This is a genomic window from Streptomyces sp. A3M-1-3, assembly GCF_024213665.1.
GTDB lineage: Bacteria > Actinomycetota > Actinomycetes > Streptomycetales > Streptomycetaceae > Streptomyces.
In genome coordinates, this window is the sequence record NZ_JANAVP010000021.1 from 36,886 (window position 1) to 61,575 (window position 24,690).

The 24,690-nt window shown below is 71.3% G+C and carries 22 protein-coding genes, 1 tRNA gene and 2 pseudogenes; 10 read left to right on the forward strand and 15 right to left on the reverse strand.

Annotated features, from left to right (window positions below; translation table 11 throughout):
* Nucleotides 1-3 precede the first annotated feature (3 nt).
* Nucleotides 4-810, forward strand: coding sequence for a sirohydrochlorin chelatase (locus NLX86_RS22925; RefSeq protein WP_254373647.1), 807 nt, complete (start codon nt 4-6; stop codon nt 808-810).
* On the opposite strand, the pseudogene NLX86_RS22930 reads toward NLX86_RS22925, so the two are convergent.
* From NLX86_RS22930 to NLX86_RS35135, 3 genes and pseudogenes are all read right to left on the reverse strand, one after another.
* Nucleotides 809-1,015: pseudogene (locus NLX86_RS22930) on the reverse strand (disulfide bond formation protein DsbA); the annotation flags it as partial. The gene NLX86_RS22925 and the pseudogene NLX86_RS22930 sit on opposite strands and share 2 nt — an antisense overlap.
* Nucleotides 1,016-1,405: 390 nt before the next feature.
* Complete coding sequence (locus tag NLX86_RS22935; protein WP_254373648.1) at nt 1,406-1,519, reverse strand: NAD(P)H-dependent oxidoreductase; 114 nt, start codon at nt 1,517-1,519, stop codon at nt 1,406-1,408.
* Nucleotides 1,520-1,699: 180 nt separating this feature from the next.
* Entirely contained in the window at nt 1,700-1,783 is an 84-nt protein-coding gene (locus tag NLX86_RS35135) for a putative leader peptide (protein WP_374213941.1), read from the reverse strand.
* A 185-nt stretch (nt 1,784-1,968) separates the two neighbouring features.
* Between NLX86_RS35135 and NLX86_RS22940 the strand changes: the two genes are divergently transcribed.
* On the forward strand, nt 1,969-2,160 hold the full coding sequence (locus tag NLX86_RS22940; RefSeq protein WP_254373649.1) for a DUF4236 domain-containing protein: 192 nt from the start codon (nt 1,969-1,971) through the stop codon (nt 2,158-2,160).
* Nucleotides 2,161-2,169: 9 nt separating this feature from the next.
* Here the strand turns inward: NLX86_RS22940 and NLX86_RS22945 are convergent, their stop codons facing one another.
* The 4 genes and pseudogenes from NLX86_RS22945 to NLX86_RS22960 form a co-directional block, all read right to left on the reverse strand.
* Complete coding sequence (locus NLX86_RS22945; RefSeq protein ID WP_254373650.1) at nt 2,170-2,715, reverse strand: DUF1697 domain-containing protein; 546 nt, start codon at nt 2,713-2,715, stop codon at nt 2,170-2,172.
* Nucleotides 2,716-3,031: 316 nt separating this feature from the next.
* Nucleotides 3,032-3,847: pseudogene (locus NLX86_RS22950) on the reverse strand (ABC transporter substrate-binding protein); the annotation flags it as partial.
* Nucleotides 3,847-4,686 (reverse strand): carbohydrate ABC transporter permease, encoded by an 840-nt coding sequence (locus NLX86_RS22955; protein WP_254373651.1) that lies wholly within the window; start codon nt 4,684-4,686, stop codon nt 3,847-3,849. The pseudogene NLX86_RS22950 and the gene NLX86_RS22955, both read right to left, overlap by 1 nt.
* On the reverse strand, nt 4,683-5,627 hold the full coding sequence (locus NLX86_RS22960) for a carbohydrate ABC transporter permease (protein ID WP_374213938.1): 945 nt from the start codon (nt 5,625-5,627) through the stop codon (nt 4,683-4,685). The genes NLX86_RS22955 and NLX86_RS22960 overlap by 4 nt, the downstream gene beginning before the upstream one ends.
* Nucleotides 5,628-5,809: 182 nt before the next feature.
* On the opposite strand from NLX86_RS22960, the gene NLX86_RS22965 reads away from it, so the two are divergent.
* Nucleotides 5,810-6,661, forward strand: coding sequence for an aminoglycoside phosphotransferase family protein (locus NLX86_RS22965; protein ID WP_254373652.1), 852 nt, complete (start codon nt 5,810-5,812; stop codon nt 6,659-6,661).
* A 111-nt stretch (nt 6,662-6,772) separates the two neighbouring features.
* Here the strand turns inward: NLX86_RS22965 and NLX86_RS22970 are convergent, their stop codons facing one another.
* The 4 genes from NLX86_RS22970 to NLX86_RS22985 all read right to left on the reverse strand — a co-directional run bounded on the left by NLX86_RS22970 (nt 6,773) and on the right by NLX86_RS22985 (nt 11,178).
* A complete protein-coding gene (locus NLX86_RS22970; RefSeq protein ID WP_254373653.1) occupies nt 6,773-7,495 on the reverse strand; it encodes a 3'-5' exonuclease in 723 nt (240 codons plus the stop codon).
* A gap of 147 nt (nt 7,496-7,642) precedes the next feature.
* Nucleotides 7,643-8,905, reverse strand: coding sequence for an SAV2148 family HEPN domain-containing protein (locus NLX86_RS22975; protein WP_254373654.1), 1,263 nt, complete (start codon nt 8,903-8,905; stop codon nt 7,643-7,645).
* Nucleotides 8,906-9,013: 108 nt separating this feature from the next.
* Nucleotides 9,014-10,309, reverse strand: a complete 1,296-nt coding sequence (locus NLX86_RS22980) for a copper amine oxidase (protein WP_254373655.1) — start codon at nt 10,307-10,309, stop codon at nt 9,014-9,016.
* A 59-nt stretch (nt 10,310-10,368) separates the two neighbouring features.
* The gene (locus tag NLX86_RS22985) at nt 10,369-11,178 is read right to left on the reverse strand and encodes a Tat pathway signal sequence domain protein (protein ID WP_254373656.1); all 810 of its coding nucleotides are present in this window, start codon (nt 11,176-11,178) and stop codon (nt 10,369-10,371) included.
* Between the two features lie 144 nt (nt 11,179-11,322).
* On the opposite strand from NLX86_RS22985, the gene glgX reads away from it, so the two are divergent.
* The gene (gene glgX / locus NLX86_RS22990) at nt 11,323-13,440 is read left to right on the forward strand and encodes a glycogen debranching protein GlgX (RefSeq protein WP_254373657.1); all 2,118 of its coding nucleotides are present in this window, start codon (nt 11,323-11,325) and stop codon (nt 13,438-13,440) included.
* On the opposite strand, the gene NLX86_RS34805 is transcribed toward glgX, so the two are convergent.
* On the reverse strand, nt 13,394-13,822 hold the full coding sequence (locus tag NLX86_RS34805) for an MFS transporter (RefSeq protein ID WP_374213942.1): 429 nt from the start codon (nt 13,820-13,822) through the stop codon (nt 13,394-13,396). The genes glgX and NLX86_RS34805 overlap by 47 nt on opposite strands.
* Nucleotides 13,823-13,872: 50 nt before the next feature.
* On the opposite strand from NLX86_RS34805, the gene NLX86_RS34810 reads away from it, so the two are divergent.
* Nucleotides 13,873-14,520, forward strand: coding sequence for a hypothetical protein (locus tag NLX86_RS34810; RefSeq protein ID WP_308409631.1), 648 nt, complete (start codon nt 13,873-13,875; stop codon nt 14,518-14,520).
* Nucleotides 14,521-14,769: 249 nt separating this feature from the next.
* Nucleotides 14,770-17,145 (forward strand): malto-oligosyltrehalose synthase, encoded by a 2,376-nt coding sequence (treY, locus tag NLX86_RS23000; protein ID WP_254373658.1) that lies wholly within the window; start codon nt 14,770-14,772, stop codon nt 17,143-17,145.
* Nucleotides 17,146-17,391: 246 nt separating this feature from the next.
* Here treY and NLX86_RS23005 read toward each other — a convergent pair whose 3' ends face one another.
* A complete protein-coding gene (locus NLX86_RS23005) occupies nt 17,392-17,940 on the reverse strand; it encodes a DUF1707 and FHA domain-containing protein (RefSeq protein ID WP_254373659.1) in 549 nt (182 codons plus the stop codon).
* 142 nt (nt 17,941-18,082) lie between these two features.
* Between NLX86_RS23005 and NLX86_RS23010 the strand changes: the two genes are divergently transcribed.
* The 3 genes from NLX86_RS23010 (at nt 18,083) to treZ (ending at nt 21,943) form a co-directional block, all read left to right on the forward strand.
* Nucleotides 18,083-19,036: a GNAT family N-acetyltransferase gene (locus NLX86_RS23010; RefSeq protein WP_254373660.1), complete on the forward strand. Its 954-nt coding sequence runs from the start codon at nt 18,083-18,085 to the stop codon at nt 19,034-19,036.
* Nucleotides 19,037-19,213: 177 nt separating this feature from the next.
* Nucleotides 19,214-20,125, forward strand: a complete 912-nt coding sequence (locus tag NLX86_RS23015; protein ID WP_254373661.1) for a GNAT family N-acetyltransferase — start codon at nt 19,214-19,216, stop codon at nt 20,123-20,125.
* A gap of 42 nt (nt 20,126-20,167) precedes the next feature.
* Nucleotides 20,168-21,943 carry a malto-oligosyltrehalose trehalohydrolase gene (treZ, locus tag NLX86_RS23020; RefSeq protein WP_254373662.1) on the forward strand — a complete coding sequence of 592 codons (1,776 nt, stop codon included), beginning with the start codon at nt 20,168-20,170 and terminating at the stop codon, nt 21,941-21,943.
* A gap of 60 nt (nt 21,944-22,003) precedes the next feature.
* On the opposite strand, the gene NLX86_RS23025 is transcribed toward treZ, so the two are convergent.
* Together NLX86_RS23025 and NLX86_RS23030 are read right to left on the reverse strand one after the other, a co-directional pair.
* Nucleotides 22,004-23,140 (reverse strand): aminopeptidase P family protein, encoded by a 1,137-nt coding sequence (locus NLX86_RS23025; RefSeq protein WP_254373663.1) that lies wholly within the window; start codon nt 23,138-23,140, stop codon nt 22,004-22,006.
* A gap of 50 nt (nt 23,141-23,190) precedes the next feature.
* Nucleotides 23,191-24,150 carry a hypothetical protein gene (locus tag NLX86_RS23030; RefSeq protein ID WP_254373664.1) on the reverse strand — a complete coding sequence of 320 codons (960 nt, stop codon included), beginning with the start codon at nt 24,148-24,150 and terminating at the stop codon, nt 23,191-23,193.
* A gap of 146 nt (nt 24,151-24,296) precedes the next feature.
* Between NLX86_RS23030 and NLX86_RS23035 the strand changes: the two genes are divergently transcribed.
* Nucleotides 24,297-24,369, forward strand: a tRNA-His gene (locus tag NLX86_RS23035).
* Nucleotides 24,370-24,690: the final 321 nt, after the last annotated feature.

The window sequence follows — 24,690 nt, forward strand, 5'->3', positions numbered from 1 at the left end:
GCCATGCACCGCCCGGCCCTCCCGTCGCCCGCCGCCACCCTTCCAAGGAGGCGCTCCGCGCCGCCCCTCCTGGTCATCGCCCACGGCAGCCGCGACCCGCGGCACGCCGCGGCCGTCCATGCCCTCACCGGGCGTGTACGGTCGCTGCGGCCGTGGCTGCGCGTGGAGACCGGCTTCCTGGACTTCAACGCGCCGAGCGTGCCTCAGGTCCTGGAGCGGCTCGCGGCCCAAGGAGAACGGGACGTCGTCGCGCTCCCGCTCCTGCTGACCCGCGCCTTCCACGCCAAGGCCGACATCCCCGCCGTCCTGCACGAGGCATCGGCCCGGCTCCCCCAACTGCGCATCAGCCAGGCTGAGGTGCTGGGCCCGTCCCCGCTGCTGCTCGCCGCCCTTCAGCGGCGGCTGTACGAGGCCGGGGTGGCGCCCGGCGACAAGCGCTCGACGGGCCTGGTCCTGGCCTCGGCGGGCTCCACAGACCCGGAGGCGATCGCAGTGATCGCTGAAATCGCGCGGGAGCTGCGGCACACCGGTTGGTGCGCCGTGCGGCCTGCTTTCGCCTCCGCTGCCCTTCCCCGTACGGAGGACGCCGTACGCACCCTGCGCGCCGAGGGCGTACGCCGGGTCGCCGTGGCGCCGTACGTCATCGCACCCGGGTTCCTGCCCGACCGCATCGCGCGCGGTGCCCGGGAGGCGGGTGCGGACGTCACGGCGGACGTACTCGGCCCGGCGCCGGAGCTGGCCCGGCTGCTGGTGGAGCGCTACGACGAGGCGCGGGTGCCGGCGCGAGCCGTTCGGGCACTCGCTGGCTGAAGTCCAGGCTGCCTGTCCGGGTGCGCTTCAGCTCGAAGAAGTCCGGGTGTCCGGCGAGCGTCCGTACGCTGTCGAAGAGCCGGGCCGCCTGCTCGCCGCGCGGGATCGAGCTGAGGACGGGCCAGAAGAACGGCGTCCCGTCGAGGTGGATCGTCGGTGTGCCGACGTACGCGTCGGCCTCCGGGTCCTTGCCGGCGTCGTGGCTGAGCGTCTCTGATGAGCTTAGTGATCCCATGTCAGACGTGGTGTCTGGCGCGGGTTTGCCCATCGTGGAGGGGTGGCGTGGGCGTGGAGGTGGAAACCCGCGCCCAGTGCTGCTCCTCGTGGCCGGTGTCGGCTGGATGGGGGTCCCCCCGGACGGAGCCCGGGGGAGGGTGTGCTGATCGTCGTCACGTCCTGGTGCCGGTGGGCTGCGCGGGGCAGCCGGGTCCGGTCCGTGTGAGCGTGTCCCTCCGGACGCTTGCCCGCCGGCCCTTGAACACGGGGGTGGCGACGATGAGCGCATCGGCGGCGGACACGACGTCGGTGGCGGCGCGCAGGGCGGGAGTGTCGGCCCGTCCGGAGAGCAGTTCGGCGGCGGGCAGCTCACGGACCTTCAGATGGTCGGCGTCGAACCGGCGACAAAGAGCCGTTCCACGGCGTGCTCGACCAGCAATTCGGTACGCGAATTCAGGGAAGGGCTGCCGGAGACAGCCAGGATGGAGGTCATGAGTCATTCCGTTTCGGGGTACGGAGAAATACCTGAACAACCGGGCGGTCCACCGCACGGACTATTCAGGGAGAGGGCAGAAGGAATACCGGCCGGGGAATTCTCCGGAGACGGTTCAGCGCACCCCGTGCGCTTCAGTACGAGGACGCGAGGGGGAAAAGGGGTCAGCTGGGGCGCGCTTCAGCGGCCGACGGCACAGAGCGCGCTGGCGTGACGTCGAAGATCGACGTGCAGGCGCTCTACGAGAATGTCAGCTTGACTCACACCGGAGAGAATGGCAGCCGCTCTCGGCCCCGTCAATATTCTCGGACACCGTCTCGCATCATGGATTTGTTACAGATTTCTTTCGTACGGAATCACTCCACTGCCCGGATCCGGTGACAGAACCGTGGCCCCGCCGTGACAGCGGAGCGGGATCGCTGGTGCACGATGGCTGCAAGGAGGCCGATATGTCGTTCTACTACCACAAGCGCATCACGATCGTCCCGAAACTGGTGCACCTCAATGTCAGCAATCGCGGCTGGTCGGTGACGTTCGGATCGCGCCGGGCCCATGTCACGCGGGACAGCCACGGCCACCGCAGCGCGTCGGTGCGGCTGCCGGGCGGGTTCAGCTGGCGGCACCGTTCCCGTCGGCAGTGAACGTCGGCCTCAGGGCGCGGACATCTCCCCGAGCTTGACGACCGTGTTCCAGTTGCGCGTGGTGGCGTCGATGCCCTTCAGCAGCGCGGGGCGGGCGAGCGCCTCCGCGAGTTTGGAGCGGCCGAGGCCGCCGGGGGTGTGCAGGTAGATGACCCGGTCGCCGAGCCGGAACTCCTCCGGCAGAAACGCCGCGGGGTCGAGTGAGGCGAACCGCTCGGGGCCGGCCTGCTCCGAAAGAAAGGTGGCGTGCAGCTGCTTGCCCTCCAGCGTGTCCGTGCGGAACGGACAGGCGTCGGCCACGGCGCGCAGATACGTTCCGCTGCGCACCAGGCAGGAGACCGTGAAGCCGAAGTGGGCCTCGATGGCCTTCTCCAGCTCCGTGGTGAGGGCGTCCGGGTTGTCCGACGGGCTGCTGAATACGGCGTTTCCGCTCTGGAGGTACGTCCGCACGTCCCCGTGCCCCAGCTCCGCCACGAGCGTGCGCAGGTCCGCCATGGGGACCTTCCGGTGCCCGCCCACATTGATGCCGCGCAGCAGCGCCACGTACGTCGTCATGAAGCCACCATAGGACGGCCGCCGCGCCCCGTGGGGGTGAGCGCGGCGGCTGCCGGTCGGAGGTCCTGACGCTGTGTTACTCGACGGTCTTCAGCAGCTTGTTGGGTGTGCCCTCGTTTTGCTTGCGCGCTTGTGAGTTGCCATGAAGAGGGATCTCCTCGTGTGCGGTGTGGGGGGTTCAAGCACTCGTGCGACAGCCCCCGGAGACCGCAAAATCTCCTGGGGCCGGCTCGAAACACTGACCGATTGACGCCCGCAGTTCAAGAGCCCACAGGGGACCGCGACTTGTTCAACAAGGTTTCCTATGGGAAGCCCTCGGGACCATCGCGTGCTTGCCGCCGAACAGTCCGGGCAGGGTGTCGGAGCCCCCGCTGCCGAGCGTCGTGCGGGACGCGCTCCCATCGGTGTTCACCTGATCGCGGATCGTGCCGGGGAGCACCGCGTCGCCCTCGGTGAAGCGGAGCGTCACCTTGCCGTCCCCTCCCCGATGGAAGAGCTGCCCGCCCGCTGAGAGACCGAGGTTGAGGGTGGCCGACACGGGGTCTTTGAGCGGCCAGGCCGCGCCGTACCTGCCGTCGTCCACGCTCAGCTTGTCGGTGATGTGCCGGAACTCCTCCCAGCTCCACGGCCTTTCGGGCGTCGGGATGCGGACGCCGGACATCCGCAGGACCTTGGCGTCGGCGATCAGGACGCGCGGCTCCTGGAGGAACGGCACGCCGTAGATCCCGTCGCCGAAGGTCGCCGTCTCCCAGCTGTGCTGCGGGATGTCGCGCTTCAGCCGCTCCGGCAGCAGGTCGCTCAGATCCGCGAGACAGCCGCCGTACGCGAAGTCGGCGAGGTCGTCGCAGGCGTCGTGGATGGTGTCCGGCGCCTCGCCGCCCTCGAAGGAGGTCAGCAGCTGGTCGTGGACGCTGTCCCAGCTGCCCTGTACGTACTGGACCTGGACGTCGGGGTGGGCCGCGTTCCACTCCTTCACCAGGGCCTTGTTGGCGTCGACCGACTCCTTCTGCCAGGCGAGCGACTGGAAGCGGAGCTTGACCGGCCCGCCGGAGCCGGCGCCGTCGCCCGTGCAGCCGGTGAGCAGCAGTGCGAGCGCGGCCGCCACGGCAGCAAGCGTCCTTGCCGTGCGCATCAGCTCTTCACCGCCCCGGTCAGCATTCCGCCCGTGATGCGCTTCTGGATGACCGCGAAGATCACCAGGGAGGGCAGGGTCGCGAGGAAGGCGGCCGCCGCGAGCGGGCCGAGGTCGGCGACGCCCTCGGCGCCGAGGAAGTGGGTCAGGACGACCGGCAAGGTCTGCTTCTCCGGGGTCTTGAGCAGGACGAGCGCGAAGAAGAACTCGTTCCATGCCGTGATGAACGCGAACAGCGCGGTCGCGACGATGCCGGGAGCCAGCAGGGGTGCGGTGATCGAGACGAGCGTACGGAACCTGCCCGCGCCGTCCACGGATGCGGCCTGCTCCAGCTCGGGCGGCACGGCCCGTACGTACCCGACCAGCATCCAGAGCGCGAACGGCAGCGACCACACCACGTACACCATGACCAGGCCCGCCAGGGAGTTGATCAGGTGGAGGTTCTTGAGGATCAGGAAGAGCGGGATGATCACCAGCACGAACGGGAACGCCTGGCTGATCACCACCCAGCCGGTCGCTGCCGTGGACAGTCTGCTGCGGTGCCGGGCCATGACGTACGCCATCGGCGTCGCGATGGCCACCGCGACGACGGCGGCGCAGACGGCAGCGATCAGACTGTTCAGCGCGGCCTGGAGCAGCGGCTGTTCGTCGAACGCCTGCCGGAAGTTGGCGAGGGTCGGGTCCCCCGGGATCCAGCTGGGGTGCAGGCTGCCCAGCTCGCGCGGCGGCTGGAAGGCCGTCGAGATCAGCCAGAGTAAGGGGAACGCGAGGAACACCAGGTAGGCGACGAGCGCCAGATACTGGCCGGCCCGCGCGGACCGGCGGGTGCGGAGCGTCACGCGGCCTCGTCCCCCTTCAGCCGGCCCACCAGGTAGAAGGCGAGGATGACCGAGATCACGGCGACCATCACACACCCCATGGCGGCCGCATAGCCGAACTGGCCGTAGCGGAAGGCCTCTTCGTACGCGAAGAGCATCGGGAGCCGGGTGCGGCCGCCGGGACCGCCGTTGGTCAGCACATAGACCAGGGCGAACGAGTTGAAGTTCCAGATGAAATTGAGCGAGGTGATGGCGAGCGCGACCGGCTTGAGCGCGGGCCAGGTGACGGTACGGAACCGGCGCCAGGCACCGGCGCCGTCGATAGCCGCGGCTTCGTGCAGTTCGTGCGGGGTGTTCTGCAGTCCGGCGAGGAGGGCGACCGTGGTCTGGGGCATGCCCGCCCAGATGCCGACGACGATCACGGCGGGCAGGGCGGTGGCGAGTCCGGTAAGCCAGTCCCGGCCGTCACCGAGGCCGAGGTCGCGGATCGTTTCGTTGAGGATGCCCGCGTCGGGGTTGTAGACGAGCCGCCACATGATGCCCACGACCACTTCGGGCATCGCCCACGGAATGATCGCCAGCGCGCGGGCCAGCCAGCGGAAGCGGAGATTCTGGTTCAACAGCAGAGCGAGGCCGAGGGCCAGCACGAACTGCGGGACCGTGACCCCGACCGCCCACAGCAGGCCGATCCTGAACGAGTCCCAGAACAGCGTGTCGTGCAGGAGGTCCTGGAAGTTCAGCAGGCCGACCCACTGGGTGGGGGCGGTACGGCCCGACTGGGAGTCGGTGAAGGCGAGCGCGATGTCGTAGAGGAGCGGGCCGACGCTGAGCACCAGGATCGGGATGAGGGCGGGCAGCACCAGGAACCAGGCGCCGTGACCGGTGCGCCGGCCGGCGTCCGGGCGCCTTCGGGCGTCGGGCGCCCGCTGGTCGGACCGCTTCGTCGCGATCGCCGATGCCACAGATTCTTCCCCTTCGGGCGGATCGCACGGTTCTGACCGCCCCGGCGGCCCCCGTCATCGTGCTGAGGGCCTGATGGGACGTCCAGGTGGCGCACACGCGGATGCGAGACTGGGCGGATTCACGACGATCAGCACGGACGATCAGTACGGACGATCGGCACGGACAGGCAGCGGGAGAGACGGTGGACGAGGCGCAGGCCCGGGAGGTACTGACCGCGGCAGGTCTGGCATCCGGTGCCGAGCTGCTGGCGCTGGGCGAGAACGCGGTGTTCGCGGCCGGGGGCCTGGTGGTCAAGGTCGGCCGCGACGCGTCCCTGCTGGAGCGGGCGGAGCGCGAACTGGCCGTCGCGGGCTGGCTCGCCGAGGCGGACGTACCGGCGGTACGGGCGGCCGAGCCCGCGCCCCGGCTGGTGGACGGCCATCCGGTCACCCTCTGGCACCGCCTCCCGGATTCCGTACGTCCCGCCGGGCCGGGCGACCTGGCCCTGCTCCTGCGACAAGTCCACGCCCTTCCCTCCCCTCCCTTCCCCCTCCCCCGCCGTGAACTGCTCGGCGGAGTCGAGCGCTGGCTGCGGCTCGCGGGCGACGCGATCGATCCCGCGGACGCCGCGTATCTGCGCGAGCGCCGGGACGGTTTCGCCGCCGCGGCGGCCGCGCTGACGCCCCGGCTCCCGGTGGGCCCGATCCACGGCGACGCCCTCCCCCGCAATGTGCACGTCGGACCGCACGGCCCGGTCCTGGTCGACCTGGAGACGTTCTCCGCCGATCTGCGCGAACACGATCTGGTGGTGATGGCCCTCTCCCGCGACCGCTACGGCCTCCCGGACGAGTCGTACCGGGCGTTCACCGAGAAGTACGGCTGGGACGTACGCGCATGGGACGGCTGCGCGGTGCTCCGGGGCGCCCGGGAGACGGCAAGCTGCGCCTGGGTGGCCCAGCACGCGCCCGCCAACCCGAAGGCGCTGGCGGAGTTCAGGCGCAGGGTCGCCTCCCTGCGCGACGGCGACCCCGAGGTCCGCTGGTACCCGTTCTGACGCCGCCTCAGCCCGCTGGCTCCCGGCCCCGGTGCCGATACGGACTCACCCATCAGCCCGGGCTCTCCCCGCGTGGATCGGCGCCTCGGCCCGGTTCCCCACCGACGCCGCTCAGCCCGTCGCCCGTATCACCTCGCGCAGTGGCCACGCCCCGTCCACCACCGCGTCCGGCGTTCCCTTCCTGCGCAGGAAGCTCTGGAAGTCCGCCGCCCACTGCGCGTACCACGTGATCTGCTGCGCGTGCAGCTCCGCCGGCCCCAGTTCGCCGACCTTCGGGTGCCGTTCGGCTATCGCGTACGCCACCCGGACCGCCGCCAGGGCGTCGGCCCCCGCCTCGTGGGCCGCGTCGAGGACGATGCCGTACTCCGCGCAGACCGCCTCCAGCGTGCGCTTGCCCCTGCGGTAGCGGTCGACGGCCCGGTCGATGGTGTACGGGTCGATGACCGGGCCGGCCGGTGCGCCGCCCACCCGGTCGGAGAGCGACGGCAGCCCGTACCGCCGGAGTTCCGCCGTGAGCAGGGTCAGATCGAAGGCCGCGTTGTACGCGACCACCGGCACCCCCGCGCGCCAGTGGTCGGCCAGTACCGAGGCGACCGAGTCGGCGACCTCGTCGGCGGGTCTGCCGTGCGACGAGACACGCTCGTTGGTGATGCCGTGGACCGCGACCGCTTCCTCGGGGATCGGGACCCCCGGGTCGGCCAGCCACTCCCGGTGGGCCGTCGGCTCACCGTCCTTCACCTCGACGACCGCGGCCGTCACGATCCGCGCCTCCCCCGGGTCGGTACCCGTCGTCTCCAGATCGAAGCCGATCAGCGTCTCGCGGTGCCAGCCCATCGTGGCCCTCCCTCATGGTGCGTCCCCCTGTTGAGAACACCCTCGCACCCGCCACTGACAATCAGGCCCCGGCAGTCAGGATCCGGCAGTCAGGACACGGCAGTCAGGACACGGCAGTCAGGACACGGACGCTCAGGGCACGGACGCTCAGGACACCGGACGGGAGTCGGCCCACACGGATTCGAACTCCTCCCGGTAGGTCGCGAACAGCCCGTGGTCCGCGTCCAGGTCGTGGCCGGCCTTGACCACAGGCCGGCGGCCGCCCCGCAGCACGAGGACCGGCGCCTCCATGCCCCGCGCACGCCGCAGATAGGACTGAACCACCGCAATGCTGCCCATTCCGCCCGCGCCCTCGCCGTCCACCAGATAGGCGGTGAACCGCGGGGTCTCGTCGAAGACATGGATCTCGAAGGCGTCCGGGTCGCGGAGCCGGGACCTCACCCGACGCATATGGAGGATGTTCATCTCCACCGAGCGGCTCAGCTCGCCCTTCTTCAGGCCCAGCTCCCGCTCGCGCCGCTTCACCGCGCTGCTGGCCGGATTGAGGAAGAGCAGCCGGACCCGGCAGCCGGATTCGGCCAGCCGGACCAGCCGGCGGCCGGAGAAGTTCTGGACGAGAAGGTTCAGGCCTATGCCGATCGCGTCCAGCCGGCGCGCGCCGCCGAACAGGTCCTCGGCCGGGATCTGGCGCTGCAACCGCACCCGGTCGGGGTGGACGGAGATGACGTCGGCGTAGCGGTCGCCGACCAGGTCCTCCACCGCGTCGATGGGGAGCCGGTCCGCGGACGGTACTCCGGCGCCGCTGCCCAGGATCTCCAGCAGCCGCGCGGAGGCCCGCTCGGCCTGGGCGAGCACCGTCTCGGACAGCGCGCGGTTGCGCGAGACGACGTTCCGGGTGACCTCCAGTTCGTCCAGCGCCAGTTCGACGTCGCGCCGGTCGTCGAAGTACGGCTCGAAGCACGGCCAGTGCTGGACCATGAGCTCGCGCAGCTGGGGCAGCGTCAGGAAGCTCAGCACGTTGTCGTCCGCCGGATCCAGCAGGTACCCCTTGCGGCGGCTGACCTCGCGTACCGCCACCGCGCGCTGCACCCACTCCTGGCCCGCCGGTCCGGCCGCCGCGACGACCCAGTCGTCCTCGCCGTGCACCGGCTCGTAGATGGGCCGCAGTACGGCGGCGACGACGGCACGCAGCCGCTGTTCGACGAGATTCAGCCAGATGTAGGCCCGGCCTGCCCGCTGGGCGCGCGTACGCACCTCGCTCCAGGCGTCGGTTCCCCAGTCCAGCTCTGGTCCGATCTGAGATCCCGTCTCCACCGGCCGTGCCACGGTCACCGCTCCGGGCGGGACGTCTGTGGGGCCGCCCTCGTGACCTCCGTCACCAGGGGGCAGCTCCAGCCCTCCCGAGCTCACCCGCGCACCGCCTTCTGCTCCTGGACGCCCGCCTCCAACGATCAAGGAAGGGTACTCCGCGAGCAGGAGGCGGTGCAGCCGGATGGACAGGCCGGTTTCCCAACTCCCCTATTGGTAGTTGCCGTTCTGGTCCGCGAGAGCCGGCGGAGTGAGCGGATTCATAGCGGTCACGTCACGCGGGCTGAGCTGGAAGCCCTGCCAGTGGACCGGCATCGGCTGCTGGTCCTCGTCCCGCGCGATGTGGTGGAAGCCGACATTGACCCAAGTGATGGGGTGTTTCAGCGTCTGTCCGTTGACCCACTTGTCGACGCTCCTGCCTGCGCCCGGGCCGCAGTTGCGCAGATTGTTGCTCGCGAACTGCTCGCACTTGTTGTACTCGGTGAAGTAAACGTCGTGCCGGGTGAAGCCACGCCCCGGGTACTTGGTGGTGGCGCCGGGCACGATCTCGTACGACCGCGGGTGCCCGTCCTTGTTCTTGCCGGTCGCGCTGACCATCCGCCACCAGCGCATCGCCTTGGCGTCGCCTGCGAGCTCCTTGGCGACCGGCGTCCTGGTGGTCTTCGTCTTCGGCGTCCCGCCGTTCGCCACCGGGGTGACGACCGAGTCGTACTGCTCGACCCTGTTCGCGGAGGAGCCGTCGAGGCCGAAGTTCAGCCGCCAGAAGACGTTGTGGCTGTGGCTGGTGGCGGAGTCCTTGGCGCCCTTGCCGATCGGCCAGCCTCGCCCGTCGCCCGCGTCGTAGTCGTCGTACGAGAGGCTGCCGGTGGCGCCGACGTTGGCGGATATGGTGCCGTCGTCGGCGAACCGCCACTCGGTGATGTACTCGTACCAGCCGACCTGGTTGACCGTGTAGACCAACAGGTCCTTGCCCTGCGCCGCCCAGGCTTTGTTCGCCTGCTCGCCCGCCATCCGGTAGGCGTGGCCACGCGACCGGGTGGTGGTGCACAGGCCCTTGACGTTGGCCTGGGACGGCTCGAACGCGTCCGGGACCTTCACCGTCTTGATGGTGCCGCCCGGGCACTCGCCGGGGGTCAGCTCCTGGAGCCCCTGCCCGAAGGCCTGGCCGGTGAGATCGTCCCACTCCCACTGGCCGTCGTCGTAGGGGACGTGGATCTGGGCGAGTTTGGCGGTGGTCAGGACCCGGATCGGCTTGGCTTCACCCTTGGGCTGGTACGAGACCTTGTCGAGGACAAGTCCGGCCTCGCTCTCGTAGTGCCAGCACATCCGCCAGGTCGTACCGCCGGACAGCTTCTGCTCGATCGTGTACGCGGCGCTGCAGTCGGCGGGCGGTGCCGGGGCTGTGGGTGCCTTGGGCGCCGCGGCGGCGGCCGGTCCGGTCGCCGCCGCGGCGCCGCCGGTCAGCGCGGCGACGGCCAGCGCGGCCGCGACTCTTTTCCTGTGCATGAAGTCATAGCTCCTTGTGCGGAGGAGAAGTCGGAGGAGAAGTCGGAGGAGAATCCGGACTAGCGCAGCCGGCCGGCGGTCCGGGCGCTGAGGTCGACGATCAGGGTCCGGGTGTCGATCCACGGACCGTTCTTCACCTTGGTGAAGAGGCGGACACAGCGGTGCTGCCCGCAGTCGGCGAGCGCGGGCGGGCCGGGGTTCTCCGCGTTCACCCGGTAGACGCCACCGCTCAGGGTGAGCTGATCGGGTGAGGTGAGCGCCCTGCTCGTGGCGTCCTTGTAGTCCTTCTTCAGCCCGTCGCCGAGCGGACTGGCCAGCAGCAGCCGAGCGGCCTCGATGGCCTCTTCCCGGCTGGGCGGCGGCTGGACCTCGGTTTGCGTCTCCGTCTGCTCGACCTTGCCGGTGGAGAGGTTGACGGTCCGTGTGACGAGGGTGTCGTCCGTGTAGTCGTAGTACGAAATCTCGGCGCGGCGCGGCGCGCCGGCGTCGTCGACCTCGTCCGGCCGGAGCTCCGCCAGATTGGTGGTGATCCGCTGCGGGCCGCGGTCCCCTGCCACGTCCTTGCTGCTCATCCGCAGCCCGCGGTCCAGCGCGATCCGCTCGGCGCGCTTCAGCTCGGCGTCGGTGAGCGGGTCGCGGCCGGTGCCGGTCTCCGCCTCCGCGGGCGCCTCCTCGGCGATGCCCGGGGCGACGGCCTGCCCCCGGCCCGCCTGCCCTTCCTGCTGCCCGCGCTTCAGCCCGTCGGACGGGCCGTCCGCGGCTCCCGCCGCACCCGGCAGAGTGACTCCGGCCATGACGGCCGTGCCGGTCACCGCGATGGCCGCAGCCGCCACTACTTTGCCCAGGTGGCGGCGTACTGTTCTGTGCACATCTTCCCCCTCGCGTGCATACCGCGTATGCGTGGTGGTCACCCGGTAGGACGGGTCCAAGTCCCGCCTGGTTGCCCCTCTTTGAGGGAAGATCTGACCGAAGAGACCCCCAGCACCCGGATCAGAAGTGGAAGAGTCTTATCTATGCAGGTCTGGCCGGGACAGGCGTATCCCCTCGGTGCCACGTACGACGGCGCCGGTACCAACTTCGCGGTCTTCTCCGAGGCCGCCAGACGGATCGAGTTGTGCCTGCTGCACGACGACGGGTCGGAAACGGCGGTGGAGCTGCGCGAGACGGACGCCTTCGTCCGGCATGCCTATCTGCCCGGCATCATGCCGGGCCAGCGGTACGGCTTCCGCGTGCACGGCCCGTACGAGCCGGGGAACGGGCATCGCTGCAACTCGGCGAAGCTGCTGCTCGATCCGTACGCGCGTGCGATCAGCGGGCGGGTGGACTGGAACGAGTCCGTCTACGGCTACCACTTCGGCAAGCCCGACTCCCGCAACGACATGGACTCGGCGCCGCACACGATGAGCTCGGTCGTGGTCAATCCGTATTTCGACTGGGGCAACGACCGGCCGCCGCGGACCGAGTACCACCACACCGTGCTCTACGAGGCCCATGTGAAGGGCCTGACCATGCTGCATCCGGCCCTGCCCGAGGAGCTGCGCGGGACGTACGCGGCGCTCGCGCACCCGGCCGTGATCGAGCACCTGACCGAACTGGGGGTCACGGCGCTGGAATTGATGCCGGTGCACCAGTTCATCAACGACCACCGGCTGGCCGACGACGGGCTCAGCAACTACTGGGGCTACAACACGATCGGCTTCTTCGCCCCGCACAACTCCTACGCGTCCTGGGGTGACCGGGGCCAGCAGGTGCTGGAGTTCAAGTCGGCCGTACGGGCCCTGCACGAGGCGGGCATCGAGGTCATCCTCGACGTGGTCTACAACCACACCGCGGAGGGCAACCACCTCGGGCCCACGCTCTCCTTCCGCGGCCTGGACAACGCCTCGTACTACCGGCTCGGCAACGATCCCCGCTACTACACGGACACCACGGGCACCGGGAACTCGCTGCTGATGCGCAGCCCGCACGTCCTCCAGCTGATCATGGACTCACTGCGCTACTGGGTCACCGAGATGCATGTGGACGGCTTCCGCTTCGACCTGGCCGCTACCCTGGCCCGGCAGTTCCATGAGGTTGACCGGCTGTCCTCGTTCTTCGACCTGGTGCAGCAGGACCCGGTGGTCAGCCAGGTGAAACTGATCGCCGAGCCCTGGGACGTCGGGGAGGGCGGCTACCAGGTCGGCAACTTCCCGCCACTGTGGACCGAGTGGAACGGCAAGTACCGGGACACCGTACGGGACCTCTGGCGCGGCGAGCCGCGGACGCTGGCGGAGTTCGCGGGGAGGCTGACCGGCTCGTCCGACCTCTACCAGGACGACGGGCGACGGCCGCTGGCCTCGATCAACTTCACCACCTGCCACGACGGCTTCACCCTGCACGACCTGGTCTCGTACAACGAGAAGCACAACGAGGCGAACCGGGAGGGCAACCGGGACGGCGAGAGCCACAACCGGTCCTGGAACTGCGGGGCCGAAGGGCCCACCGACGATCCGGAGGTCCTGGAACTCCGGGCCCGCCAGATGCGGAACTTCATCGCGACGCTGATGCTGTCGCAGGGCGTGCCGATGCTCAGCCAAGGCGACGAGTTCGCGCGCACGCAGGGCGGCAACAACAACGCGTACTGCCAGGACAACGAGGTGTCCTGGGTGAAGTGGCCGGAGGAGGGAGCGGAGACCGACCCGCTGCTCGCCTTCGCCCGGGCGATGGTGTGGCTGCGGCGGGACCATCCGGTCTTCCGGCGCCGCCGGTTCTTCCACGGCCGGCCGGTGGAGGGCACGCACGACGAGCTGTCCGACATCGCCTGGTTCACCCCGGAGGGGGAGGAGATGAAGCAGCGCGACTGGCAGGCCCAGCACGCCAAGGCGCTGTCCGTCTTCCTCAACGGCCAGGCGATCTCGGAGCCGGGCAGCCGGGGGGAGCGGATCACCGACGACTCTTTCCTGCTGATGTTCAACGCCGGCGCCGACCCGATCGAGTTCGCGGTGCCGGTCAACCACGGTCAGCAGTGGCAGGTGGTGGTCGATACCGCCCGGCCGGACGGAGTGCCGCCGGGCACGGGCCCCGAGGTCGCCGCGGGTGAGCGGGTCACCCTCGTCGGGCGGAGCCTGACGGTGCTTCAGCGGCCGGGCTAGCAGCCGGGACGGCGGCCGCCTCGTGCACCGCGCGGGCCGGCCGCACGCGGGTGAACAGGGCCAGGCACAGGCACAGCGCCGCCGACCCGACGGCCACCAGGAACGCTCCGGCCGGGCCGTGTCCTTCGGCCAGCCGGCCGGAGAACGCAACGGCCAGGGCCATGCCGCCGATGATGGCGCTCGCCGCGTAGGCCATCGCCTCGGAGAGCCGGCCCGGGTCGACCGCGCGTTCGATCAGGGCGAACGCGGTGATGAGGTGCGGGGCGTACGCCGCGCCGAGCACGACGACCACCGCGTACAGCGCCGACAGGCTGTCGGTGACCAGCAGCGGCAGCGAGAACAGCAGCGCGGCCGCCGTCGCGGTGCGCCAGCGCAGCCGCAGCCCGACGGTGGCCGGGCAGAGCGCCCATCGCGAGGCCCACGACGGCGCTCATGACGCCCATCGCTGCATGGACGAGCCCTGCCTGCTCGGGCCGGCCCAGCCGATCGGCGAGTGCGGTGATACCCGCCTGGCTCGCGCCGAACATCGCGCCCTGGAGGGCGAGCGAGGCGCACAGCGCGTACACCACGCCCGGCGGGCCACTCCGGCGCCGCCCGCTGCCGGGCGCGGCGGCGCCGGACACGCCCGCCGGGTGGACCACTCGCGCGGTCGGGTGCAGCGCGAAGCAGGTGCCGAACAGCGCGATCAGCACCGCCGCCCCGGCCAGTGCCACGGCGGGGTGGGCCGCGACGGCCGCGATGCCGACGAGGGCCGGGCCGAGGACGAAGGAGACCTCGTCCAGGGTGCCTTCGAAGGAGAGCGCGTTGTTCACCACGCGGTCGTCGTGCCCGCCCCGGCGGGCGAGCGCCACCAGCCGGGTCCTGGCCGGCGGTCCGATCAGCGGTACGGTCCCGCCGGCCAGCGCGCCGAGCAGCGCGAGGGCGACCGTACCCAGGCCGGCCGGCGCCCCGGCGACCAGCACCGCGATGGCGACGGCGTTGAGCCAGGAAGCCACCAGGACGACGGGCGGCTGCCCGCGGCGGTCCGCGAGCCGCCCCAGCAGCGGCCCGCACACCACCCACCTGGCCGACGGCGAGTGAGCCGCCGACCACGCCGGCCGTGGCGAGCGAGCCGCTGGTCTCGGCGACCAGCAGCACGCTGCCGAACTGACACATCGCCGTCGGAAGCCTGCCCAGGAAGGAGACCAGGGGGAGGAGTGGTCCCGTCAGGGCTATCACCTTGCGGTACGTGTCAAGCGTTCCGGCCATCAGGCGAAGTTAACGCAACGTGCTCGACTGGATGCATGAGGTGATGACACAGAAGCCGCCAGGGCGGGTACGTACGTTCGCATGACACCCACCGCCACGTACCGGCTGCAGCTCCAGCCCGAGTTCCCGTTCTCCGCCGCCGCCGAGGCGGTGCCGTACCTGGCCTCGCTCGGCGTCTCGCACCTGCATCTCTCCCCGGTGCTGGAGGCCGTACCCGGCTCGTCGCACGGCTACGACGTCGTGGACCACACCCGGGTCCGCGCGGAACTGGGCGGCGAGGAGGGGCTGCGCGCGCTCTCACGCACCGCCCGCGCCCACGGGCTCGGCCTGGTCCTCGACATCGTGCCCAACCACATGGCCGTCCCCGTGCCCGCACGGCTCAACCGGCCGCTGTGGGAGGTGCTGCGGGAGGGGCCGCACTCGTCGCACGCCGACTGGTTCGACATCGACTGGGAGGCGGGCGGCGGCCAGGTCATGCTGCCCGTGCTGGCGGCGCGGATCGGCGAGGAGCTGGACAAGCTGCGCGTCGACGGTGATGTGCTGCGGTACGCGGAGCACGAGTTCCCGCTGCGCGAGGGCACCGCGAAGCTCCCGCTTCCCGAGCTGCTCGACGCCCAGTGGTACCGGCTCGCCTGGTGGCGGCTGGCCAGGACGGAGCTCAACTACCGGCGGTTCTTCACCATTTCGGACCTCATCGGAGTGCGGGTGGAGGACCCCGAGGTGTTCCGGGCGACCCATGCCAAGATCCTCGAACTGCTGCGGGACGGGGTGGCCGAGGGGCTGCGCATCGACCATCCGGACGGGCTGGCCGACCCGGAGACGTATCTGCGCAGGCTGAGTGAGGAGACCGGCGGCCGCTGGACGGTCGTCGAGAAGATCCTGAGCGGGCCCGAGCGGCTGCCGGCCGGCTGGCCGGTGGCGGGGACCACCGGCTACGACGCGCTCCGCCGTATCGACGGGCTGTTCACCGACCCGGAGGGGCTCGCCGGACTGGTCGCCCGGTTCCGGGACTTCGCGGCTCCGGCCGGCGACCGCGGCGGCTACTGGGAGGCGACCGCCCGCCGGGCCGCGTACCGGGTGGTGACGCACGAGCTGGCCGCCGAGGTCGGCTTCCTCACCCGTACCGCCGCCCGGATCTGCGCGGCCGATCCGGCGCTGCGCGACCACGCGCCCTGGGCGCTGCGCACCGCCGTCCGCGAACTGCTGGTCCGGGTCCCGGTCTACCGCCCCTACGCGTCCCCGGACAACCCCACCGCGGACACCGACGCGGCCGTGCTGAGCGAGGAAGCCGCCCGCCGGGCGCGGGATGCCTTCCCGGTGCCGGAAGAGGCCGGCGCGGTCGACGTCGTACGGGACCTGGCGCTCGGCAGGAGGGGCACCGGGCCGGACCACACCGCGTTCTGCGCGCGTTTCGCCCAGACATCCTCGGCGCTGCGCGCCAAATCCCTGGAGGACACGGCCTTCTACCGCTACACCCCGCTGGTCTCGGCCGCCGAGGTGGGCGGCGAACCCGGGCATCCGACAGTGACGCCCGAAGAGTTCCACACCTTCTGCTCCCATCTCGCCCGCGACTGGCCGGCCACCGGGACGGTCCTGTCCACGCACGACACCAAGCGGAGCGCCGACGTCCGGGCGCGGATCGCCGTACTGTCCGAATGTCCGGACCGGTGGGGGGAGTTCCTGGCCCGCGTCACCGAGGAGGCGGCGCGCCTGGACGGCGGGCGCGCGCCCGACCCGCACCTGGCGTGGGTGGCCTGGCAGACCGCGGTCGGATTCGGTTCCCCGGACCGGGACAGGCTGGTGGCGGCGCTGCTGAAGGCCGTCCGGGAGGCGGCGCTGCACACCAGCTGGACCGAGGCGGACCCGGTGTACGAGCGGGCGGTCGCCGCGTTCGTCGAAGCGGGGCCGGCCGGTCGGCCGAGCGACTCGGTCGCCCGGTTCGCGCGCGAGCTGGATCCGTACGTACGGGCCAACGTGCTCGGCGCGACGCTGCTCCAGCTCACGATGCCGGGCGTGCCCGATCTGTACCAGGGCAGCGAGCGGGAGTTCCTCGCGCTCGTCGACCCGGACAACCGCCGGCCGGTGCGCTTCCCCGGCCCGCTCCCGGAGCGGCTGGACCTCTGCGACGAGAAGCCGGCGCTCACGGCGACGGCGCTGCGGCTGCGCCGCCGGCACCCGGAGCTGTTCGGCGAGTCGGCGACGTACGGGCCGCTGACCGTGCACGGGCCGGCGGCGGACCACTGCGTGGCCTTCTGCCGCTCGGGCGAGGTCGTCACGGCCGTCACCCGGCTCTCGCTCCGGCTGGCGGAGGCGGGCGGCTGGCGCGACACCGTACTGGAGCTGCCGCCCGGCCGGTGGACCGATCTGCTCACCCCTGACCGGGAGTTCGAGGGCGACGCAACCGCGCTCGCCGGCCTGTTCGCGGACCGCCCGGTGGCGCTGCTCAGGCGGGTTTAGGGCGCCGGCGGCCCGCCGGACGGCGAGGGAGTAGCGCCGCTTCTCACCGCCCACTGGGCAGCCCCGGTCACCACCTCGGCGTCGACCAGGCGCGCGCCGAGCCGGTCCATGTGCAGGCAAACGCGCCCCTCAGGGGGCGAACTCCGGGGCGCAGTCGGCGCATCCGACGGCCTGTCCGCCGGCGGCCGGCGCCACCCGCGGATGCAGCCGCGGCGCACGGTCGCCGAAGAACGCGGCGGCCCGCGGTCAGCGGGCGGCGAGGCGGAATGCCATCCGGCCGAAGCTCACCAGGTCGCCGTCCTGGACCACCGCGGCGCCCGTCACCCGGCGGCCGTTGACGGTGGTGCCGTTGGTCGAGCCGAGGTCGCGGAGCACCCACAGCCCGCCCTGCAGGCTCAGTTCCGCGTGCACCCGCGAGACCGTGTCATGGCTGAGCCGCAGCCCGCTGGCGGGGTCGCGGCCGATCCGCAGCGGGTACGGGGTGGGCTGCGGGAACAGCAGTTTCGGCAGCCGCTCGGCCTGCCAGGCCCTGCGCAGCCGCTCCGAGAACGCCGAGGCCGAGCCGACCCAGCCGAACAGCCGTCGCGCCCACGGGCCTTCGGCCTGCAGATCGGCGGTGAGAGCGGCCAGCTCGTCGGACCGGCGGGCGACGAGGGCGAGTTCCATGCGCCGCAGGAAGGTGTCGTGCGACAGCTTTCCCTGCGCCGCGCCCTCCCTGAGCACGCCCAGTACACGGTCCCGCTCGGCGTCCGAGAGCCGTGCCGGGTACGTGTGGAATTCGTAGGAGGACGTCACAGAGCCGATTGTCGGGCCGACGGGCCCGGGTGTCCAGAAGAACCGGTTTTCCTTGCGGAGCTGACCTGCGCCGACGGATGCAGCGACGCCGTTCGAAGATCGTTGCCAGGGTCTGCGGACTCGACATCCGCTGGGGGAACCGATGACCGCGACACCGCACGATGTGACCGTCCGCCCGCTCGCCGGACCGGAGGAACTCGGTCTGTTCCTCGGGCTTTCCTATGTCCTCGACCACGAACTCGCCGAGGACCTCGAACAGGGCCGCCGCCGCCCGGAGTGGATGTGGGTCGCCCTGCGCGACGGCCGGGTGCTGGCCCGCATGGCCTGGTGGACCACGACGGGTGGTGGGACTCCGCAGGCCCTCGACTTCTTCGACCTCGACGACACGCTGGACGATCCCGAACGCACCGACATCGTTCTGCTGTTGCTGAAGACCGCGACGGCCGCCGTGGTCCCGGCCGGTGCCACGCCGCCGGAGTACGGCCGGTTCGTCCCCGCCGACTGGCGCGAGGACCCTGCGGCCACCCGTGTCGTCGAGGGCCGTATGAACGTCCTGGAGCGGGCCGGCGCCCGGCTGCTCGTCGAGCGGCTGCGGCTGGAGTGGCGTCCCGGCACGCCGGTCCCGGAGCCGACGGGGAGGCTCCGGTTCCGACCGGCCGGCGACCGCGAGGAGCTGATCGGCCTGATGACGCTCGTCCTTCAGGGCACGCTCGACGCGCACAGCCTCCAGGAGCTGTCCACCATGACGGCCCGGGAGTCGGCGACGCTGATGTACGAGGAGGAGTTCCTCGCGTACAAGAGCCCGCACGACTGGTGGACGATCGCGGAAACGCCGGACGGCGAACCCGTCGGCTTCGTCATCCCGGCCCGCAACAACTACAACCCGGTCATCGCGTACATCGGCGTCCTGCCGACCCACCGCGGCCACGGCCACATCGACGGCCTCCTCGCCGAGGGGACGCGCATCCTGGCCGCGAACGACGTGCCGCGCATCCGAGCGGCGACGGACCTGGCCAACGTCCCCATGGCGAAAGCCTTCGCACGCGCCGGATACGTCAACTTCGAGCGCGCGCTCAACATGACCTGGAGTTCCTGAACCCGGGCCTCGTAAATCCGTGGACGCGGCCCGCCGGCCGCGTCTAGTGTGCCCGTACGCCCTGGAAGAGGAAGGAGGCGAGCGCCGTGCACACCGTCATCAGCTGTCCGCGCTCCCGCCCCGTCCGCCGGGCGTCTTCGGTCTGACCGGGAGCGCACCACTTCCCGGAGGATCTCCATGACCGATCTGGTCATCCGCGCTCTCACCGAGAGCGATGCCCATCTCTTCAACTCCCTGCAGGACCCGGGTCTCGTCGGCCGCGCGCTGAACGGGGTCTCCTACCGCACCCTCGCCGAGGGCGGCGAGTACCGGCCCGACTGGACCTGGGTGGCCCTGCGCGACGGCCACGTCGTCGCGCGAGCCGCCTGGTGGGCGGGGCCGGACGACGACGCGCCGGTGATGCTCAACTGGTTCGACTTCGCCGAGGGCGAGGACGAGGCAGGAGTGGAACTGCTGCGCACCAGCCCGCTGTATGCCGAGTACGAGCTGTCCGTACCGCCGCACTGGCGCGAGCAGCCGGCCGTGCGCGCGGCCGCCGAGGCCCGCCTCGCCGCCGTCGCGGCGGCCGGGATGAAGCCCCTGGTCGAACGGTTCCGGTACGAGTGGACGCCGGCCCTCGGGCTGCCCGAGCGCCCCGGGCGGCTCGTGTTCCGCCCGGAGCCGGACGACGCGGTGGTCTTCGACATCCTGCGCCGGGTCCACTCCGCCACGCTGGACGCGCACGCGCTGCGGGCCATCGCCGGCCCGGGCGGCCTGGACGCCGCCGCACAGGAGGAGCTCGACTTCTTCCGCTGGTGCCCCTCGCCCCGCTCGTGGTGGCAGTCGGCGCACACCCCGGAAGGTGAGCTGGTGGGCCTGCACATCCCGGCCCGCAACCTCCAGGGCCCGGTCATCGGCTTCATCGGGGTCGTGCCGGAGCAGCGCGGTCACGGCTATGCGTACGACCTGCTGGCCGAGTCCACGCACTTCCTCGCCGCCCAGGGAGCCGAGATCATCACGGGTGCCACCGACCGGAGCAATTTCCCGATGGCGGCCAACTTCACCAAGGCCGGATATCCGGTGATTCAGGAGCGGATCCACTTCGTCTGACGCACCATGGTGGGCGGGTGTCGGCGACGAGGGGATCCGTCCGTGCAGTTCGAGGTGTGGGCACCGCAGGCAGACCGGGTCACGCTCCAGGTGGCGGGCACCGCCCAGCCCATGGAGCGCGACCCGGTACGCGCCGGGTGGTGGACGGCCGAGGCGGAGGCCGCCGACGGCGCCCGGTACGGCTTCCTGCTCGACGACGGCACGCTGCTGCCGGATCCGCGCTCCCGGCGCCAGCCGGACGGGCCGGACGGCCCGAGTGCCGTCGTCGAGCACGACCGGTTCGCCTGGACGAGCACCCCGCCGGGGCGGCGGCTGCCGGCCGCGGTGCTGTACGAGCTGCACATCGGCACGTACACCCCCGAGGGCACCTTCGACGCCGCCGCCGCGCGCCTCGGCCATCTCGTGGAGCTGGGGGTCACCCATGTGGAGCTGATGCCCGTCTGTCCCTTTCCCGGTACGCACGGATGGGGGTACGAAGGGGTGTCGCTGTGGGCCGTGCACGAGCCGTACGGCGGCCCCGACGGACTCAAGCGCTTTGTCGACAAGGCTCACGCGCACGGCCTCGGGGTCGTCCTCGATGTCGTCCACAACCATCTCGGCCCGTCCGGCAACCATCTCCCCGCCTTCGGGCCGTACTTCACCGACACGCACCACACCCCGTGGGGCTCCGCGGTGAACCTGGACGCACCCGGCTCCGACGAGGTGCGGGCGTATCTGCTGGGCAGTGCGCTGGCCTGGCTGCGCGACTACCGCATCGACGGGCTGCGGCTCGACGCGGTGCACGCGCTCGCGGACACCCGGGCGCTGACGTTCCTGGAGGAGCTGTCCACGGCCGTGGACGCCCTGGCGGCCGAACGGGGCCGGCCGCTGTTCCTGATCGCCGAGTCCGACCTGTGCGATCCGCGTACGACGGCCCCCCGCGAGACCGGCGGCCTCGGCCTGCACGCCCAGTGGAACGACGACTTCCACCACGCCCTGCACACCGCGCTCACCGGTGAGTCACAGGGCTACTACGCGGACTTCGCCCGCGCGCCGCTGGCCGCCCTCGCCAAGACCCTGACGCACGTCTTCTTCCACGACGGTACGTACTCCGCCTTCCGGGGCCGTACGCACGGCCGCCCCGTCAACCGAGTCCGCACCCCCGCCCACCGCTTCCTGGGCTACGCGCAGACGCACGACCAGATCGGCAACCGCGCGCTCGGCGACCGCCTCTCCGCCACCCTCTCCCCCGGGCTGCTCGCGTGCGCGGCCGCCCTGGTACTGACGGGCCCGTTCGTACCCATGCTGTTCATGGGCGAGGAGTGGGGAGCCCGCACGCCCTGGCAGTTCTTCACCGACCACACGGACCCGGAGCTCGCCGAGGCCGTACGGAGCGGCAGGCGCCGGGAGTTCGCCGCACACGGCTGGGCGGAAAGAGCCACGCCCCGGCAGGGGCATATGGACGACTTCCCCGACCCGCAGGATCCGGCCACGCGGGAGCGGTCCTGCCTGGACTGGACGGAGGCCGCGCGCCCCGAGCACGCCCGGCTGCTCGCCTGGCACCGGGTCCTGATCGCGCTGCGGCGCGGGCAGCCGGACCTCGGCGACCCGGACCTGGCGGCGGTTCGGGTGGCATACGACGAGGAGGCCCGGTGGCTGACCTTCCGGCGCGGAGACGTCCGTGTCGCCGTCAACCTCGCCAAGGAACCGGCCGAGATCCCGCTCGGCGGCAACGGCACCCAGGTGCTGGCCGCGTGGGATCCGGTCGTAGAGCCGCCCGGCGCGGACGGGCTGCTCCGCCTGCCGGGCGAGTCGTGCGTGGTCCTCGGCCCGGCGTGACTGGGCCGGGCGTGACTGGGCCGGGCGTGACTGGGCCGGGCGTGACTGGGCCGGGCGTGACTACTCCACCACGGCCAGCTCGCGCGCGACGGTGTTGAAGCGGCGCCCGCCGGTCTCGGTCACCGTCACGATGTCCTCGATCCGCACGCCGAAGCGGCCGGGCAGATAGACGCCGGGCTCGATCGAGAAGCACATACCGGGCACCAGCGGCTGTTCCTCGCCCTCGATCATGTACGGGGGCTCGTGCGTGGTCACCCCGATCCCGTGTCCGGTGCGGTGGATGAACCGCTCGCCGTACCCGGCCGCCGTGATGACCGCCCGCGCCACCCGGTCCACCTCCTGGCAGGCGATGCCGGGCCGCACCGCCTCGAACGCCGCCTGCTGGGCCGCCCGTACGACATTGTGGACGCGCTGTTCCTCGACGCCCGGGGCGCCGACATGCACCGTACGGGAGATGTCGGAGCCGTAACCGTGCATGAGCCCACCGAAGTCGAGGACGACCATGTCGCCGTTCTCGATGACGCGGTCACCGGCCTCGTGGTGCGGATTGGCGCCGTTCGGGCCGGAGCCGACGACCGTGAAGTCGACCTGGGAGTGCCCGGACTCCCGGAGCAGCGCGGCGAGATCGGCCGCCACGTCGGTCTCCTGCCGCCCGGAGAAACGGACCTTCAGGATCCGCTCGTACACGGCGTCGGCCGCCGCGCCCGCCGCCTCCAGCCGGGCGAGTTCGTGCGCGTCCTTGACCGCCCGCAGCATGGGCAGGGCCTCGGTCAGCGAGACGTACGAAATGCCCGGCAGCTCCTTCTGCAGGCCCAGCAGATGCATCGCCCAGGCGTTGTCGCTGATCCCGAAGCGGCCGTCGGCGTCGAGGAGCGGCGCGGTCACGTCGTACGGGTCCTTGCCGTCGGTCCAGTCGCGCAGCGTGAGCGCGGAGGCGCCGGCGGCCCGCACGGCGTCCGGTGCCTCCAGCGTCGGTACCACCAGTACGGGTTCCTGGCCGGCCGCGAGCACCAGCAGGGTCAGGCGTTCGGTGGCCGCGGGCGGCCGGTAGCCGGTGAGATGGACGAGGTCGGGTCCCGGCGCGACGAGCAGCCCGGCGAGCCCGGCATCGGCGGCGGCCTGCGCCGCCCGGTCCATCCTGGCCCGGTAGTCGGCGGCGGTGAAGGGTTCCGTGAGCGGTGCGGGCGTGCCGGCCATGTGCGCCTCCTCTGCGACGCCCCCATCCTGCCGGTGGCCCGGCCGGGACGCTACTGCTCGTCAACCAGCCGCTCCAGCAGCTCCTGGAAGTCCTCGCCGACCACGATCCGCAGCCCGTCCCGGTCCCCGTCCTCGCCCTCGTCCCGGTCGGTGAGCTGGGTCAGCTCCCCGTTGCGCCACCAAAAGACGTACGGGCTGATCGCCCCGGGAGTGTCCTGGTACCCGGCGGCGGCGAACCCGGCCATGCCGTTCAGGGCCTGGATCACGCCCACGTCCCGGATGGCGTGGAACGCCAGCTGGTGCCGGAACGGCATCGCGACCAGCGCGCCGTCGGCGCCGAGCGCCCGGCCGGTGACCCGCTGTACGAGGTCGTCCAGTACCAGGACCCGGCTCGCGGTGAAGAAGGAGTCGCCGACGACAACGTCGAAACGCATCCCCTCGCCGTTCTTGACCACCTCGTGGCCCTCGACGGGCAGCTCACGGAGATTGTCCAGCGCCCGGGTGCGCAGCTCGCGGACCTCGCCGAGCGGCTCCAGCGCCTCGTCCGTCAGCATCATCACGCTCTCCGGGAGGTCGAGCGCGATGATCTCGTGCAGCCCCGGGGCGAGCGGCCGGGCGTATCCGAAGGCGTGCGGGTTGAACCCCTCCGAGCCGATCACCCGCGGGTAGAGCTGGGCGCGGATCTGTTCGGCCGGCAGGGTGTCCAGCGCGGAGGGCGCGTCCATGGTGCGCAGCACCATGCCGACGTGCTCCCGCGCCACCTCGGGCCACACCCGCGGACCGCGGTCGTCGTTGTGACAGACCGCGGCGAGATTCCCGAGCCCGAACTGCCGTCCCGCGCTGTCCTTGACCATGTCCGCGTAGACGGTGACTTCGAGGCCCTGCTCGGCGAACGCCTCCCGCACATACCCGCGGAAGCGCGCGCCCTCGTCGGTGGAGAAGTAGGAGAACTCGGGATCCCGCGGTGCGTCGCTGCGGTCCCGCTTGGGCCCACGCCGGAATATCCCCACTTCAAGCCTTCCTCGAGCCCGTGACCTGCGGTGCGCCCGATCCTACCGACGCCAGGTCCCGGCGGGCCCCGGGGCGGCGCGGTGGCCCTGAGCTGATCGGCTATGCTGTACATGCACGATGAACGGGCGCCTCGGCGCCCGTCTTGGTGGGTGTAGCTCAGTTGGTAGAGCACCTGGTTGTGGTCCAGGTGGCCGCGGGTTCAAGTCCCGTCACTCACCCTGTGAAAAGCCCTCGGGGGTACGAGATCCGTCTCGTACCCCCGAGGGCTTTCCCGCGTCGGCCGCCTGCCGAGTGGCTGAGACTGTCCCTTGTTCCGCTCCGCCAACGATGCCTACCTTGAACCCTCCCCCAGCTAAAGCAGGGGGATTCCTGGCTCACGCTGCTCGGTCGCTCAGCGAACGATCGAGTCTTCCACGATCAACACCAGCCGGGTTGGAACCAGCCCGGTTTATGAAGTTTGGAGATTGGTGTGCCGGCTTGGTTCTCACTCAGCACGCCGTGCGCGCTTGGTTCTCGCAACGCACGGCATGCACCTTACC

Excerpts from the sequence above, each read along its gene's own strand:
- glgX (WP_254373657.1), top strand. The coding sequence starts at position 11,323 with ATGCAGGTCTGGCCGGGACAGGCGTATCCCCTCGGTGCCACGTACGAC.
- NLX86_RS22970 (WP_254373653.1), bottom strand. The coding sequence starts at position 7,495 with ATGGGCTGGCACCGCGAGACGCTGATCGGCTTCGATCTGGAGACGACG.
- NLX86_RS22945 (WP_254373650.1), bottom strand. The coding sequence starts at position 2,715 with ATGACGACGTACGTGGCGCTGCTGCGCGGCATCAATGTGGGCGGGCAC.
- NLX86_RS23025 (WP_254373663.1), bottom strand. The coding sequence starts at position 23,140 with ATGGCCGGCACGCCCGCACCGCTCACGGAACCCTTCACCGCCGCCGAC.
- NLX86_RS34810 (WP_308409631.1), top strand. The coding sequence starts at position 13,873 with ATGACGCCCATCGCTGCATGGACGAGCCCTGCCTGCTCGGGCCGGCCC.
- NLX86_RS22935 (WP_254373648.1), bottom strand. The coding sequence starts at position 1,519 with ATGACCTCCATCCTGGCTGTCTCCGGCAGCCCTTCCCTGAATTCGCGT.
- NLX86_RS23010 (WP_254373660.1), top strand. The coding sequence starts at position 18,083 with ATGACCGCGACACCGCACGATGTGACCGTCCGCCCGCTCGCCGGACCG.
- NLX86_RS22940 (WP_254373649.1), top strand. The coding sequence starts at position 1,969 with ATGTCGTTCTACTACCACAAGCGCATCACGATCGTCCCGAAACTGGTG.
- treY (WP_254373658.1), top strand. The coding sequence starts at position 14,770 with ATGACACCCACCGCCACGTACCGGCTGCAGCTCCAGCCCGAGTTCCCG.
- NLX86_RS22980 (WP_254373655.1), bottom strand. The coding sequence starts at position 10,309 with ATGCACAGGAAAAGAGTCGCGGCCGCGCTGGCCGTCGCCGCGCTGACC.
- NLX86_RS23015 (WP_254373661.1), top strand. The coding sequence starts at position 19,214 with ATGACCGATCTGGTCATCCGCGCTCTCACCGAGAGCGATGCCCATCTC.
- NLX86_RS22925 (WP_254373647.1), top strand. The coding sequence starts at position 4 with ATGCACCGCCCGGCCCTCCCGTCGCCCGCCGCCACCCTTCCAAGGAGG.